20 protein-coding genes are annotated in these 14,112 nt (G+C 52.5%); all 20 read right to left on the bottom strand.

Annotated elements, in window-relative coordinates:
- Positions 1–45: 45 nt before the first annotated feature.
- Positions 46–477 (bottom strand): phage tail assembly chaperone G, encoded by a 432-nt coding sequence (gpG, locus tag V1587_RS11240; protein WP_395314324.1) that lies wholly within the window; start codon positions 475–477, stop codon positions 46–48.
- A gap of 10 nt (positions 478–487) precedes the next feature.
- Complete coding sequence (locus V1587_RS11235; protein ID WP_395314323.1) at positions 488–1,231, bottom strand: phage tail protein; 744 nt, start codon at positions 1,229–1,231, stop codon at positions 488–490.
- Between the two features lie 9 nt (positions 1,232–1,240).
- On the bottom strand, positions 1,241–1,642 hold the full coding sequence (locus V1587_RS11230) for a phage minor tail U family protein (protein WP_395314322.1): 402 nt from the start codon (positions 1,640–1,642) through the stop codon (positions 1,241–1,243).
- Positions 1,639–2,217 carry a phage tail protein gene (locus V1587_RS11225; RefSeq protein WP_395314321.1) on the bottom strand — a complete coding sequence of 193 codons (579 nt, stop codon included), beginning with the start codon at positions 2,215–2,217 and terminating at the stop codon, positions 1,639–1,641. Before V1587_RS11225 ends, V1587_RS11230 begins: the two co-directional genes overlap by 4 nt.
- 9 nt (positions 2,218–2,226) lie before the next feature.
- On the bottom strand, positions 2,227–2,469 hold the full coding sequence (locus V1587_RS11220) for a DNA breaking-rejoining protein (protein WP_395314320.1): 243 nt from the start codon (positions 2,467–2,469) through the stop codon (positions 2,227–2,229).
- A 25-nt stretch (positions 2,470–2,494) separates the two neighbouring features.
- Entirely contained in the window at positions 2,495–2,821 is a 327-nt protein-coding gene (locus tag V1587_RS11215; RefSeq protein ID WP_063118277.1) for a DUF2190 family protein, read from the bottom strand.
- A gap of 82 nt (positions 2,822–2,903) precedes the next feature.
- Entirely contained in the window at positions 2,904–4,937 is a 2,034-nt protein-coding gene (locus tag V1587_RS11210) for a ClpP-like prohead protease/major capsid protein fusion protein (RefSeq protein ID WP_395314319.1), read from the bottom strand.
- Positions 4,864–6,363, bottom strand: a complete 1,500-nt coding sequence (locus tag V1587_RS11205; RefSeq protein WP_395314318.1) for a phage portal protein — start codon at positions 6,361–6,363, stop codon at positions 4,864–4,866. The genes V1587_RS11210 and V1587_RS11205 overlap by 74 nt, the downstream gene beginning before the upstream one ends.
- Complete coding sequence (locus V1587_RS11200; protein WP_001704123.1) at positions 6,360–6,575, bottom strand: hypothetical protein; 216 nt, start codon at positions 6,573–6,575, stop codon at positions 6,360–6,362. Before V1587_RS11200 ends, V1587_RS11205 begins: the two co-directional genes overlap by 4 nt.
- Positions 6,572–8,674: a phage terminase large subunit family protein gene (locus tag V1587_RS11195; protein WP_395314317.1), complete on the bottom strand. Its 2,103-nt coding sequence runs from the start codon at positions 8,672–8,674 to the stop codon at positions 6,572–6,574. The genes V1587_RS11200 and V1587_RS11195 overlap by 4 nt, the downstream gene beginning before the upstream one ends.
- Positions 8,674–9,162 carry a DUF1441 family protein gene (locus tag V1587_RS11190; protein WP_020884621.1) on the bottom strand — a complete coding sequence of 163 codons (489 nt, stop codon included), beginning with the start codon at positions 9,160–9,162 and terminating at the stop codon, positions 8,674–8,676. Before V1587_RS11190 ends, V1587_RS11195 begins: the two co-directional genes overlap by 1 nt.
- A gap of 188 nt (positions 9,163–9,350) precedes the next feature.
- On the bottom strand, positions 9,351–9,899 hold the full coding sequence (locus V1587_RS11185) for a hypothetical protein (RefSeq protein ID WP_395314316.1): 549 nt from the start codon (positions 9,897–9,899) through the stop codon (positions 9,351–9,353).
- Positions 9,900–9,941: 42 nt separating this feature from the next.
- On the bottom strand, positions 9,942–10,496 hold the full coding sequence (locus V1587_RS11180; RefSeq protein ID WP_395314315.1) for a hypothetical protein: 555 nt from the start codon (positions 10,494–10,496) through the stop codon (positions 9,942–9,944).
- Complete coding sequence (locus V1587_RS11175; RefSeq protein WP_395314314.1) at positions 10,493–11,029, bottom strand: lysozyme; 537 nt, start codon at positions 11,027–11,029, stop codon at positions 10,493–10,495. Before V1587_RS11175 ends, V1587_RS11180 begins: the two co-directional genes overlap by 4 nt.
- Positions 11,026–11,244: a class II holin family protein gene (locus V1587_RS11170; protein WP_121340370.1), complete on the bottom strand. Its 219-nt coding sequence runs from the start codon at positions 11,242–11,244 to the stop codon at positions 11,026–11,028. Before V1587_RS11170 ends, V1587_RS11175 begins: the two co-directional genes overlap by 4 nt.
- 49 nt (positions 11,245–11,293) lie before the next feature.
- The gene (locus V1587_RS11165; protein ID WP_395314313.1) at positions 11,294–11,587 is read right to left on the bottom strand and encodes a hypothetical protein; all 294 of its coding nucleotides are present in this window, start codon (positions 11,585–11,587) and stop codon (positions 11,294–11,296) included.
- 307 nt (positions 11,588–11,894) lie between these two features.
- Entirely contained in the window at positions 11,895–12,500 is a 606-nt protein-coding gene (locus V1587_RS11160) for a hypothetical protein (RefSeq protein ID WP_395314312.1), read from the bottom strand.
- Between the two features lie 13 nt (positions 12,501–12,513).
- Entirely contained in the window at positions 12,514–13,533 is a 1,020-nt protein-coding gene (locus tag V1587_RS11155; protein WP_395314589.1) for a DUF968 domain-containing protein, read from the bottom strand.
- The gene (locus tag V1587_RS11150) at positions 13,533–13,901 is read right to left on the bottom strand and encodes a RusA family crossover junction endodeoxyribonuclease (protein ID WP_395314311.1); all 369 of its coding nucleotides are present in this window, start codon (positions 13,899–13,901) and stop codon (positions 13,533–13,535) included. Before V1587_RS11150 ends, V1587_RS11155 begins: the two co-directional genes overlap by 1 nt.
- A complete protein-coding gene (locus V1587_RS11145; protein WP_395314310.1) occupies positions 13,892–14,092 on the bottom strand; it encodes a hypothetical protein in 201 nt (66 codons plus the stop codon). The genes V1587_RS11150 and V1587_RS11145 overlap by 10 nt, the downstream gene beginning before the upstream one ends.
- Between the last annotated feature and the right edge of the window lie 20 nt (positions 14,093–14,112).

Below are 14,112 nucleotides of genomic sequence, written 5' to 3'. Positions count from 1 at the left end.
GCCAGTCGGGTCGCCCGAACTCGCGCGCCAGATTCAGGACAAACTTCAGCTCGCTGGCAAGGGCTTTTCCGCCGTAACGGGTTCAGCGCTTTCGGCCTCCGCTGAGGCATCCGGATCGGCAACGTTGTCATCCTCAACCGGAACGAGCATGCCGGAGAGCAGCTTTATTTCCATTTCTGCTTTACCGATCGCCTCCGGCGGCCAGCCGCTAAGCACCTGCTGATAAAGCGTTTCCACATCCGTGCCAGCCGGATCGTTATGCCACAAAGACATCGCGATCAAACGCGCACCGCAGCGAATATTTGAGCCTATCAGCTTGGCCGTCATTTCCTGATCGCTGATGCCGTCGCTGTCAGCGCTGACGGCCTTTTCCTCTGCGGCCATAAACGTGATGTACTCAATACGCTGCAGCGCCGACAGTTCGAAGATGGTCAGGGATTCTGTTTGCCAGGTGAACTTCTCTTTTTTCAGAAACATGCGTCCTTCCTTACGCTGCAGTTACGGTGACTTTGCAGACCGCAACGAAATTACCGTCGCTGGTCATAACAATAACGTCAGCGGTGCCTGCCGCCACGCCGGTGACGGTGATCGCGTTGCCGCTAACGGTGACCGTTGCTTTTGCCCCGTCGGAGGTTGCCACGCGGAACGAGGTATCTGAGGCACTGGCAGGGTTAACCGTCACATTGAGCGTTGTGGTTGCGCCCACGACCACGCTTGCCGTGGCTTTATCGAGCGTAACGCCGGTCACGGAGATATTCGGGGTCCCGCTTTCTTCAGCCAGCTCCGGCTTGCCGGTATTGGTGATTTTCGCTGTACGGGTAATGACCTCTTTTGCCGGAATGGCTTTACCCAGGCTGCTGCACCAGCCGCGGAAAACGTCGACGGTACCGTTCGGGTATTTGATTTTGTAATAGCGTACTGAGCCATCAATAAACCATGCGACAAGGTCTTTTTGGCCTTCTTCGCCCGGCTTCCAGCCGAGGGTGAACGAGGTATCGCCAGCAGATTTTGCCCCCTGGGCCGTCGCGCTCCAGTCGGCATCCTCGTCGTCGAGGTAAGTGTCGTCATACGATTCGGCGGTCATTTCGCCCGGCGTTAGCTCTTTAATTTTCGCCAGGCGGTTCCAGTCGATATCCGAGAGTGGGTTAGCGAAAGCGTTGCCCGTTCCGGTGTAAAGCCAGAGAGTGGTACCGGCACCTTTCACGGGGGCCAGCGGGTTTGGAGTAGGCATAAGTACCTCTTAAATTGAATAGGTGATTAAGTACGTGAAGTCGACTGAACCCCAGGTGGCCATTTCATCATCCCGCTGATAGTCATAACCCTGCGGGGTGAACGTCTCGACCTGTTCGGTCAGACCGGGGATGAAGGCCATTGCCGGATACACTTTCTCTTCCATCCAGGAATCAAGCGCGCTGTCGGGGCTGGAGGCTTTAAGAAATACCTCGATGTGAACAACCGCCTGCCACGAATCTTCATCAAGCGAATCACCGGTGTACTCCGCGTCAGAAAGGTATACAGCCACGGCAGGGAGATCCTGCTCTTCAAGAAAAACAGGGCGCCCGTCAAACCAGTTGACCGTGTCGGTGATCTCGGCTTTCAGTTTTGCCAGAATGGCTGCACGAATTGCGCTGTGTCTGTTCATCGCTTCAGGTGGATCCTCAGTTGGTTTTTCAGGGCTGCGGAAAGTTCTTTGGGCATATCGCTTTCAATAAGGCGCTTTGAAATAGCGGTGAAGGCCACGGTGAGCGGTGTCTCAAGAGGAACTTTGACCACATCAATCGGATAACGGGCCTGACCTTCGCGCCGCATAACCTGCCAGCGCCCGTTCGAGAGCTGTTGGATAAAAGCGTTACGAAAGGTATAGGGCCCGATTTTAAGGACGCTGCCCGCTCCGTTTCTGGCCCCTTTTTTACGCGAGAGCCGGACGCGCGCCGTGCCGAGCTTTATCGCAGGAAGATTACCGCGGTTGATTTTTATCGACGCGACCGGGCGATCGTGACGGGCCTTGCGCAGACGGGAACGCTGGCGGACCAGACGAACCGGAAGCCCCTTTTTCCGGTTATCATCAACTGTTGCTTCTTTCGCTACAGCTTTGCTCCCCTGGCTTATCGTTCTGCTGGCCACCCGGTTTAGTGCTTTTGCGGTTGCCTCAGGAACGATTAACCGGCTGAGGCTGTTCAGGTTCTGAATAGCCCTTTCCAGTCCTTTCACAGACATAGCGCCTCCTCATTCGAGGTGGATGCGGGGTTTTCCGTTGAACATTTCATAGCGGGTAACGGTTAGGTTCTTACCGTCGTAGTCGACGCTGTCGTTTCGGCGTGGCTGGTAAAGCTCAGAGAAAACCACCAGCGAAGTACCTGTTCCCGACAATGGCCCCATTTCCTCGAACTGCTCGGCGGGAACAACGTCATAGCTGCTGCCATTGATGATCGCTGTCTTTCCCATCTTTTTTATGGTGGCCGCGTCCATGCGCGCCGCCATCCGGTCAAAGGGGTTAGGCATTGATCTTAACTTCAACAACGGTGGTGTTTGCCCCTGCATCTTCCCAGGCGATGCCCGCGGCAACGGCGTCCGTTTCTTCGATCGTGATATTGCCGTCCTTCAGATACACCTGCGCCCCGGCAGTAACCGCATCTGCGGATACTTTTGGCAGAAGGAAAACACCCTCAGTAAAACCATCCCCGGTATCGCCAGCCGGGATATCGGTAATTGCCACCGCGATAAGTTTTCCAACAACAACCGGGTCGCCGCTGTGAACATCGGTTGCACCACTGTTCACCAGAGGGATCGTTTTCCCGTCCTGCGCATAGTTCTTAGCCATAACTTCTCCATTCAGCCCCTTGCGGGGCTGGTTTCAGGTATAAAAAAAGCCCTTACGGGCATCTGTTTGTCAGGACTGTTTTTTACTGACCAGAGGATTTGGTCATGCCGCGATAGTCCAGCGGCGCCACACCTGCATCAATACGCACTTTCGTGGCGATACCGTCAGTGGTGAAGCCTTCCTGCTGATCGATGTACGGCGTGTCGACGCCGTTGAGATAAGCGACCTCGATGGTGTCGGTGCCCTTCGCGGCAGCCAGATACCAGGCTTTCGCATCAGCTTCATCCAGGCGCGGTTCGGCAATGACTTCTGCAAAGTTCTGGATAGGGTTAACGATCCCGGCATTGATGTCTGCACCTTTAACACTGGCCGACTTGATGGTCTGATTTGCCAGAGTTTCCAGGGCGACGGGCACCAGCATGTAGGCCGGACGGATATTCAGGGTTCGCTCCCCCTCCTTCTGCAGACGCATCAGCTTGCGCGTTTCGTCCAGGCTGGCCACAGAAATTGCGCCCGAGCTCAGGTTCTTGTGATCGGCATGGAACAGCGCCTTTCCGTCTGAGAGTTTCGGGTTTTTGGTCAGAATGGCGTAAACCAGATCGCCAATCGTTGCTTTCGCCGCGCGCCCCATCTTCATCGGTACGTCGGTAAGCTGGTTCAGATCGTCGTTGATGATCGCCTGGCGGGTTACTGAGAAGATTTCACCATATGTGGCAAGCGCGATGGTTTCGCCTTTGTCACTGGTAGTGATGTACTTGTACTCAGCCCCTTCGCGAACCTGTCGCAGAGAAGGGAAACCACCCATACCGACACGATGCGCCGTTTTGAAGTCCGACAGCTGGCCTTTTTTGGTCCACTGCTCGAAGGTTTCCTGCGCCTCGTCCCAGCCCTGAATCAGCGCTTTGTTCGCAACATCAAGCAGAATGTTGCCAAAGTCAGAGGTGCTGTGGGTCAGCGCCAGGCCAACCATCTGCATCGGGTTGTAGCTGGCCACGCCGATACCTTTTTCTGTCAGGGCCATACGCGCATACTCGCGCAGCGTCATACCGTTATAAACGTTATCCCGCTCCTGACCTTCGAACCCGGCACGCGCCATCAGTGCCTGGCGAATACCATCCGCGACGAAGTTACCGTTGCCCGCATGAATATGCGGCTGGGTGGTTTTATTGGACGGCGTGGCCGTTTTACCGAGTTCTGCCAGCAGCAAATCTTTCGCCTTATCGACGGAGCAATCAGGGTCGGCCACACACTGATTCTGCAGTTCCATGTGCTTATTGCCGAACATGGCAAAGAGATCGCCGATACCGTTAACACGGGCTTTCTGCTCAGCCAACACCTGCGCGCGGATCGCATTTTCATCCGGTGCCGGGTCTGTTTTTGCCTGCGGTGCCTGAGGCTGGGTAATAACCGGGTCACGCTGGGTGGTGTTGCGCGGCGGGGTGATCATGTTGCGAATGCTTTTTGGCATTTTTTCAAATTCCTCAATACGTTTTGAATGAATACAGGCCATAGCCTGAAGGGATGGTGTCACCTGGTCGGCAAAACCCAGTTCAAGGCACTCGCTGCCGTTCATCCAGGTTTCGTCCTCCAGCATTGCCGCAATTTCTTCGGTGGATTTTCCGGTTTTCTGCGCATAAGCCGGGATCAGAACGGATTCAACCTTGTCGAGAAGATCCGCATAGTCGCGCATATCGCTCGCGTCACCACCAGCAAACCCCCAGGGTTTATGGATCATCATCATCGTGTTTTCAGGCATGATGACCGGATTGCCTACCATCGCAATCACCGAGGCCATGGAGGCCGCCAGACCGTCGATATGCACGGTAATCGCCGCACCGTGGTGCTTCAGCGCGTTATAAATAGCAATACCGTCGAAGACATCACCACCGGGCGAGTTGATATAAAGGTTGATGTGGGTGACGTCCCCAAGTGCCCGGAGATCATTGACGAACTGTTTCGCCGTTACGCCCCAGTACCCGATTTCGTCATAAATAAAAATGTCGGCCTCGCTGTTATTGCTGGCCTGCATGCGGAACCACGAATTACTTTTTGCGCTGGCTTTCGGACGGTTGCGCGCCCGGTTCTTTGGCTTCGGCACTGGTGCCTCCTTTATCATTGGCGGGGTCGGTGTCAAACACCAGGCCCTGTTCACGGTTCTCGTCAACCTCCGCTTTACGGCGTGACTTAACATCATCCGGGTTGCGACCGCTGGCACGTATCCAGTCGGATTCAGTAGCAGCACCGCCGCGGATCTGCGTTTTCCAGGCATTCGCTTCTTTAACGGGATCAATCCACGGCATAACTGGCCCCGAATAAACCGCGTTATAAAGCGAGTCCATATCGATGCCTCTCGGCAGCTTGATTTCTCCGGCAGCAATAGCCATCTTCAGCCAGGCCCGATACATGGGCCGGGTCACTGAACCGATGAACCAGTCCTGAAGAATCAGATATCCGTCGGTTGACTCGACAAGCTCCTGCCGCTGGGCACTGTACGTTCCGTTGTAGTTTCTGGATGTGCTGGAAAAGCTGAGGCGACTGCCGGCGGACACGGCACGCAGCTGTCCGTTACGAAACGACTCGAGGTTAGGGTTCGGGCGATCGGATTTAATCATCCCGATTTCTTCCCCGGCCTGCAGCTCGTCATAGAGCATACCGGGCTGAATCATCAGCTCGCGGTCATCGCTGCTGGAATCAGACTCGAAGCTCTGTCCGTCGCCTTTTTTGATATACATGCCGAGTGCGGCAGCAATTCTGGCAGCGGTAAGCTCCGAGTCCTCGTACTCTTTCAGCGCGCTCAGACGCATCAGAACACCTGACAAAAGAGACGTTCCGCGGTTCTGGTGCAGGCGTCGGGTAAATTTGAGATGAAGCATGTTTTCTGCATCTATCTCTTTGGTATCGAACTGACGCCCGGATACTGGCAGGCTTTTATAGACCTGATATTTTTTCGGGCGCCCCCAGTTATCAACAAAAACGCCCTGATTGAGCTGGGTGGCGGCATCGCTGTTCATCGGCACGAAGTCCGGCTCCAGCGCTTCCAGCCAGAACGGCACGCCAGCAACCGGCTGAAGACCATTTCCGGTACCGCGAACCAGCTGAGCAAATACCTCACCGTCCCGGAGCCACGTTCGCAGCATCAGCCGCTCCAGCATGGGGCGGGTAAACTGGGTTGTAACATCGGGTCTTACGGACCATTCGCCCCACTTTCTGCGGATATCAGTGGCCAGCTTTTTAGCTATCTTCCCGTTAGTCAGCATCGGATGCGGTTCAACTATGATGCCCTTCGCACCCACCACCCTTTCTTCCAGCTTGTCGAAAACGCCAATAACCAGATCGTGGTTGTTGTCCAGCCAGCGCGCCTGCTGCCTCAGTGAAACCGCCCCCATCTGGCTGAGCTGATCGGCTGAACGATTTTCCTTCTGGGCTTTGTGGGTACGCGTTTGCTTTACCGCCTCATACGCCTTAATAACCGCGCGGGCACGCAGGCGTGAGGCTTTCCAGCCCGGTGAAAACAGGCCAATCGCATCATCTAAAAAACTCATCCAAACCTCGCCAGCCTGTAGCCGGGTCGCCCTCGGCGTTTGTTATTGAGCGTTGCCAGTCGTCGCTCCCATTCCTGACGGCCTTTTCTGATTTCCGACAGGTTTTCGAGCGTCATCTGCTGCCCGTTGAAAGTGATTGATTTCCCCTCCAGAACAGACAGCTCGGCTGCAGCGTAGCGGTCGATCATGTTTTGAATATCTGCTGGATTCACACCCAACCTCCTGACGAAGACCACGGATTAGCCTGCTCGGTTACGGGCTTCTCACGTTTTGGTTTTGATTTAGATTTCGGCGCAGGCGGCGGGGATGGCATTTCGCCAGTTTCCGTCTGCGTGTCCTCGATCCACGTTTCCCGTCGTGCCCACTCAGGAGCTGACGGCCATTTGATTTTTTCGTAACCACTAAGGATGGCGAGCGCGTCGGCATAAACGAGCAGGTCAAATGCTTCGTTTGCGCCCCGGCCGGGCTTACTCCATTTCCCTTCATTCGAGCGTTCCTCATACGTCAGTTCGTCATAGAACCAGCTGCCCAGCCAGGCGGGGAAATGCACATAGCCAGGGCCGGGTGAATCACGCCACAGCGCATTATTCACCCGGTCTTTAAGGGCATCGGTCTGGAGAAGATAAAGAGGCACATCACCCGTCGCCTGTGCGCGGCGCGTTGATCTGCCCGTGTTGTCGGGAAACGTTCGCTGGATAAGTTTGCTGCGCCTGACGCTGTCCCCCTTGAAGAGATAGATACGCTTACCCAGCCCCTCACGGCGACATCTGCGCCAGAACTTGTAGGCATTATCCGTCACGCCATCTTCGCCCCCTGAGTCCACGGCCATCGACATCAGCCGCATGCCCTTTGACGGGTCAGTTGCGAGTGGCCACGTTTTATCAAAGACGTCGGTGAGTAACAGATCCCAGTCCTCCGGATAGCTTGCCGGATCCACCTGTAAGCTTTCCCCGTTGCCGTCGCAGCGCAGCGAATGCCGGATGTTGTAACGGTCAACAATCCAGCGCTCACCCATACTTCCATAACCCGTAATCTGCACAACAAAGCGCCGATTGCGCCCGGCCTGCACGTCCACGGTCGCAGTGAGAAACTGCACGCCATCCGGTACCGAACGTTTTGGGACTTCTTCGGCACGCTGCTCGAGCAATTCACTTTTACGCTGCTCCATGCTGGCCCGCGGTAAATAGGGCCTGCCGAAATCGGTGTTGATCACCGTCTTCAGGGTTTCTTCGCTGCGCGTGGATTCATATTCCTGCTCGGCGGTCAGGAACTTATAAATAAGCTGCGCCCAGGTCTGGTAAGCAGCTGCCGGACCTTCCATCCAGAAGGAGGCAATACGGGAACGACGGCCATCACCGCTAACCTGGCCATTACTGTCGATGGTTTGCCCGTCCCGGAGCCAGACACATTTCATGTTCAGCGCACGCTTCATGTCAGGTGTGATCCTGCCTTTACAGGCAGGGCACTGAAGAAACGCCGCTTCGCTGGCAAGCACAGGATCGCTGCTGTCGCGGTATCCGGTCATATTGTCCATTTCCGGCTGGAAATATTCGCCGCAATGCGGGCATGGCCAGTAAAGACGACGGCGGTCACCACGGTTATAGAGCGATAAAATTCCGGTGGTCGGAGGGGCTTCATGGGGCGTGGAGCGCCGCCATTTTGTGTCTCTGATATCCCTCCCGGGCGAGCTCTCAACCAGCGTCATCCCGGAGGACATGAATGTCGTGGTACGCTTCGATGCCAGTGAAAAAGCATCCCCCTCCCCGTCGATATCTTCCGGAAAGCGGTCATAATCCGTCAGCGCCACACTCTTATAGTCCGAGGACGACATGATATTGACGGATGGCCAGCCAAGCTTCAGATAGTTACCGGCACGGAATGTACGGTCGTAGACGTTGTTATCGTTACGTCTTGGGCTTAGCCGGGTTTTAACTTCAGGGCTACAGCGAAAAGTACGGTCCAGGCGTTTTTTGGAATGCTCGCGCGCTTTTTCCTCAGATACCTGAATCACAAGCATATCTGCCGGATCGCAGACAATGTTATAAACAATCCAGCCGTCAATCAGCCCGATGGTTTTACCCGTTCGCGCCGGGCCCACAAACACCACCGCATCGTATTCACGCGATGCCAGGCAGTTCATCGGCTCAATCACATAGGGTGCCAGATCCGGATCCCATGGAACTGAGTTTCCCGCCCCCATTGGCACGCGCATATAAGTACTGACCGCATCGGCCACCGGCATACGACGCGGGGCTCGTAAAATACCGGAGACATCGCGGCGGATGTCCCTGGCGGATGCCCGCTTTGCCATCAGTCCTCCTCAGGCTCTTCCTCCTCTTTTTCAGCGTCCTGCACCCTCTCCGCCATCTGGTCGCGCAGATCATCAATAACGCTTTGCACACGAACTACCGCAGCAGGCGTTAAAGCACAGTCGCGCTCGAGCACATCCGGGAGGGTTTCAAGTACCATGACGACGGCTTTCGCCATCAATGAGAATTCTCGCGCCACTTCATCTGCAGGTATTAACTGCCCCGTATCCTGTTCGAACTTCAGCCTCTCATTCTCTGCTTTCCAGTGGGACAGCCTGTCAGAGGGGGGCATATCATCGATGTTGGCCGAAACGGTAGGGATCATCAGTTCGGTCAGAATGTCGGTCACCAGATAGAGCTTTAACTTGCTGTTGCTGCCTGGAGCAGGTTCAACATTTTTCAGTCTCGCGGCAACCGTCTGACGGTGTACGCCGGTTATCCCTGCCAGCTGGTTGATATTGAGTTTTAAAGTGGCAATTTCCTGGTCCATGATGGTGAACACTTTTTGAACGATTCGACATCTTGCGAAAATGGCCTCTAATTAAATCAAAGGCCTGCGCACATGATGATGATGACCCTGGATCCGAAAAACTAGCCGTTTCCCGCGAGCGCGCCGCCCCGTGGCAGGGGCCTTCCTAAGGAGGACCCAAGTAATTGTGATTACTTAATAAATAGGATTTAGAATATGAATTTAGCATCTAAAATTTCCTTTAATTTCGATTGAATATCGTTTTTATCCTTATTCCCTCCAATGTAATTACTATATAGCGTCTCCAGTTCTTTAAATTTTAAGGATATATCTGTCTTGGCAAGACTGGACTCACACATAACCCAACAGTCCGAAACATGTTTCCAAGCAGCGACTGTTTCATTGTATTTTTCAAGGACGCTTAAAATATGGTTATTACTTTCTTTAACTTCACTACCTAGTCTTAATAAGGATCTTGCTGCATTTATATGTATAAAATTCCATTTATCCGGCATAGTAGTGATTGCATGATTAAGCCTAAGTATTGCCTTTTTAAAGTCCATTTTTACTTTTGCTTTTTCTTGTTTTTTCCAAGAAGACAAAGCAAAACATGCAACACCAGTAGTAGCAAATGCACCTATGGCACTAGCCCACATTGCTAACATTGATGAGAAACTCCATTTTTCTGAAGATAATGCTACTTCTAAGGTCTGCCTAGCGACTTCTAAATTCTGATGAGAAATGTAGCTTTCGATCACGGTCTGATTCCATATAATAGAAAGGATGTCAATTTAGCACTTTCAATAATAAAGTTCATTCCGCATCTTAACAAAATTACTTTGCTGACGCTCACTCTCTATTTGTCGAATACCGTTCAAACTATGATTACCCTTCTCAATAGTTGACAACAAAGGCTTGATCCACAAAACAGCCTGGCAGTACGTCATTGAGCTGGCGGCAGCGGAACGATCATCGGCTGCGTCAGGTCTGCTGGTATCGGTGTGCATGGCGCTGGCACGTAAACGGTGCGCGTATTTGAGCAGCCCACCAGCGACATCAGCAGGAACAGGCAGATCACAGGTTTTTTCACGGCGGAGAATCTCCCGGTATTCGATTACGGTTTCTTCGGTGCTGGTGTCGATCAGGGAGTTAAGCTTAGTGGCATGTTCTGCAACCTGATTGAACCGATTGAAGTTGAATGCCTGAGTGGCAATTACCTGCCCCTGCAAAGTGTTATCACTTCTCAGAACGTTGTTATCACTCTGCAGGCTGCTGGCATCTGAACAACTTTTAACGAGTGCTACTGACAGGGCAGCAATGATGACAATCGCAACTGGGAAAAGATTAAATTTCACTGTTCTATCCCCCAGCATGTCAGAGCGCTTTCCTGATCCCGTCGTTCTACCTGACCGTAGCAACCATTTTTCTGGCCTTTGGTTAGACGGCAATCACGGCCACCGTCTCTAATCCACCAACGGATCGCTTCACAAGCCCCCTTTTTGTCACCGGCGTTAATACGCTGGTAAAACGTCGATGGGAAACATTTACCTGGCCCGATGTTGTAGGGGCAGAAAGAAGCTATTCCCGCCTTCTGAGGTTCACTAAGCGGGATGTGAATATTGCGGTCTACCCATGCCAGCGCCCTATCGCGCTCAATAGCGTTCACCTGATCACATTTGGCCTGCGAGAGAGTCATGCCCTTAACGACTTTCTTCCTGTCAACCAGTGTCGCACCCCGGCAAATTGTCCAAACCCCTGAACCATCCTGGTAAGCTGTGGTGGTATTCCCCTCTTTCTCATCAAGAAATTTATCGAGAATTACTGTGGCCGGTGCTCCAGCGAGCACAAGCCCCAGAACAGCCGTACTCAGTTTAGCTCTGGTTTTCATTGCTCACCTCGGGCCTCTTTTCTTCTGTCATCTTTTACTTTGAAATACAGATTGGTCAGAAAGGTCAGTAAGCCAAACAGTAAACTTCCAATCACACCTATGGCCGCCCATTGTTCAGGGCTGTAACCATCAAGCAGCCTTTTAAACCAATAAAGGGCACTACCTCCTGACGCGCCGTAGGAGATGCCTGTAGTTATTTTGTCCATTCGATACATACTCTCACCTCGCTTTGTGCGAGTGCGTTTGAAGTAATAAAAAAGGCCCTTATTGGGCCTTTCGACGGGTAATTTTTTTTAGGAAGGTAAAGAGGCTAGGTTTTGGTTTTTTTCGATGGGACTCGGATGTCTCAACAAAGAGTTTTGCCTCTTCATCGCTGTATCCAGCGTCTGTCCATATTTTCAGAAGCTTTTTTTTATGTGATCTGTCGGATATTTTTTCAAGGACCCAAAAGAAAGGGGGGACTAAAATTTTCAAAATTGCAATCACGAATACGATCGTCGTCATCGCTTTGTAGTGATCTAATATTCCGTTTACATATTCGTAAATCCAATCAAGCATGCTGTCTCCTTCATCAAAAAAAAAGATTTTCTCACATGCTTGATGTGTCCGGCAAAGCTTACTCCCTTCTTGAATACAACGACGATATGACAGGGGTACTGGTGCAATGCACCTTCGCGAATACCCCTGTCGTATCGCCGGATAACAAAAAACCCCGACAGGCGGGGTTTAAAGTTTTTTCAAATTGTCGCTTAAGTTCGCTGCCATCGCGGCGCAGCTCTGCCAAGCATGAATAAATTATCTAAATTCCTGGCTCGTTTTCAATATATAAATAGAAATAGAGCACGAAAAGTCAAAGACCAATCATTCAGCTCTGCTCAGCCAAGAGTTTCCGCGTAGATAAAAAGACCTTAGCCCTGAATATTTCCAGGCACCAGCGAACTCTTTTTCTGGCCTCCCAATCCGTTAGCCACGGTGCGATCGACTGTAACTCCCGCGTAATGTCTGAGATTTTTTTGCGTGTGGTGTAATACTGCAGACCGACGATATACACTGGGTCATTTACATCAAGTGCCTGCAGCACCGACTGCTTTACAAAATCAACATCATCATCATGCATGGCTTCATCAATGATGCTGATGGCGGGCTGTGGCCACAAAATGGCGTGAGCGCGATTAAGCGCCTGCGGCCCTCTAAATCCTTCAGCTCGAGCTTGTTCCAGTGCAGCTGTAAAGCGAGACAAAGCCTTATCCGACCATCGCCCCCCCTTAAGAACATCCCAGCACGTATGAGAGCGAGGCAAGCGCGGCGCAGTTCCACCGCTTACCCCGTCTCCCCATGTTGTCAGTAGAGACTTAATCCATGCGGATTGAATACTGGTCAGGAGCATGCTTTTACCTAACCAGCTTTTGCGTGGCGCAGAAGCTGCTTTGCCCAGGGCTTCAATATGATTACGGCGTTGACGTGGTGTCATCCTAATTAGCTCCTTACGCCAGAACGCCGAGCGCGTAGGCCCGGTCCAGCACTCTAATGATCATTTCCAGCTGCGAGCCATATTTGCGCTCGAATGCCAGGCGGTCGTTATGCAGTTCGGTGTGATGTTTTCGGCAAAGTGGTATGGAGAAGATGTCGTGCGCTTTTGTTGCCATACCACCCTGCCCCCACCCGATTAAGTGATGCGGGTCGTCTGATTGCTGCTGGCAGCATTCGCAGGGCAGCGTTTTTACCCAATTCAGATAATTGCGACTTACCCAGCGCAAACGCTTTGGTCGACGCATGAAAGACTGAGGAGGCGCTGGATCCACCATCACGCCCACCAACGGTTCTGTCAGCGCTTCAGGCAAGTCGACCGCTGAAACTAATTCCCCAAGGATGCTGGTGGCCGGTACTTCGGGAATTATGTAACTTTCTCGTCCAATCGGACTTTCGTCACGCAAACTAAGCGCTTCACGAACGCATGATTCTGGAAGTGCATCCGTAACTCCTTTACGAACTGCCCACCAGCAAAGCTCTGCAAGTGAGATCTCTCGGCTTTTGTCCAGGCAAAGATAAATGCGGACAGAATCCAGCACATAGGCAACCACGTTATTACAGGCCAGGTCTGCCAGACCCTCGGTATGTTGTTCACGCAGCTGATTATCACAATAACCACAAAGTAAAATGGAACCCGGCTCATGGTGCATGATGGTTAATTCGTGATAGTGGTAATCGCTATGAGCGTACTGGCAATTTCCTCCTCCATACTTCAGCAACCAGTAATCAAGCCCGCTAATACCACCAGCAACAGTCAGGACCTTTTCATTCAAAAAGAAGCTTCGCAACTGCTCATTTTCAGCCAGTGGCTGCCTAGCATCGGGAACACGGCCTGTGTGATATTCGCGCATGCTTTCAGGCTGACGCTCGATCAACACTCTACCTGCGGTGAACAACTCCATCAGCTCTCTGCCTGGCTTCAACAGTACGACACCCAGCTCCCGCGCAATCACAGGTTGAAGAAGCGCACGCATCACACTCTCTCCCTGATAATGATCTGCCCATTCTCGCCCCAGAGCTTTGTTATCCTTGAATCCCAGATATGTGTGTCGTCTTCAAAGAGCGCATCCATTAAAGACTTCATCAGGTTATCGAGATCGGGTTTACCCTGATGGGGCTTCCCGTTCATCTCTGCACGCTTTTTCTGGCTCCAGCTCTTCGGCATTGGAAGAACGAAGGTAACGTGTGAATTCGATTCGGGCATGCTAATGCCCAGGAGCCGGACGTGATCGCAAAAGGCCCGGTAACGCATAACTTCAGGGCGCTTCTTCCATAAGTCTGCACGCGTCATACGTGGCTTACCCATAGGGAGGATGTTGTAGACTGTCACGATCACCCCCATGCCCGGGAACGCATACTTTGCGCTGTCTTAGCTGAGGATTTTTGCTGAGGTAGTAATGCGCTGACTATCCAAACACGAGGGTCAATATCGAGGCTTTTCTCGACGGGGACGCCTTTAGACTTATAGCGAGCCACCAGCTCATTGGCTTCTTCGGTTGTCAGCCCGGTGTGAGTGAACCAGCTTTTCTTCATGCTGCCTCCTGCAGGAGTGA

Source organism: Enterobacter sp. ECC-249 (genome assembly GCF_043965265.1).
GTDB classification, from domain to species: Bacteria; Pseudomonadota; Gammaproteobacteria; order Enterobacterales; family Enterobacteriaceae; genus Enterobacter; species Enterobacter quasiroggenkampii.
Note: the sequence above shows the minus strand (reverse complement) of the source record. Positions and strands in the feature narration are given on the sequence as shown.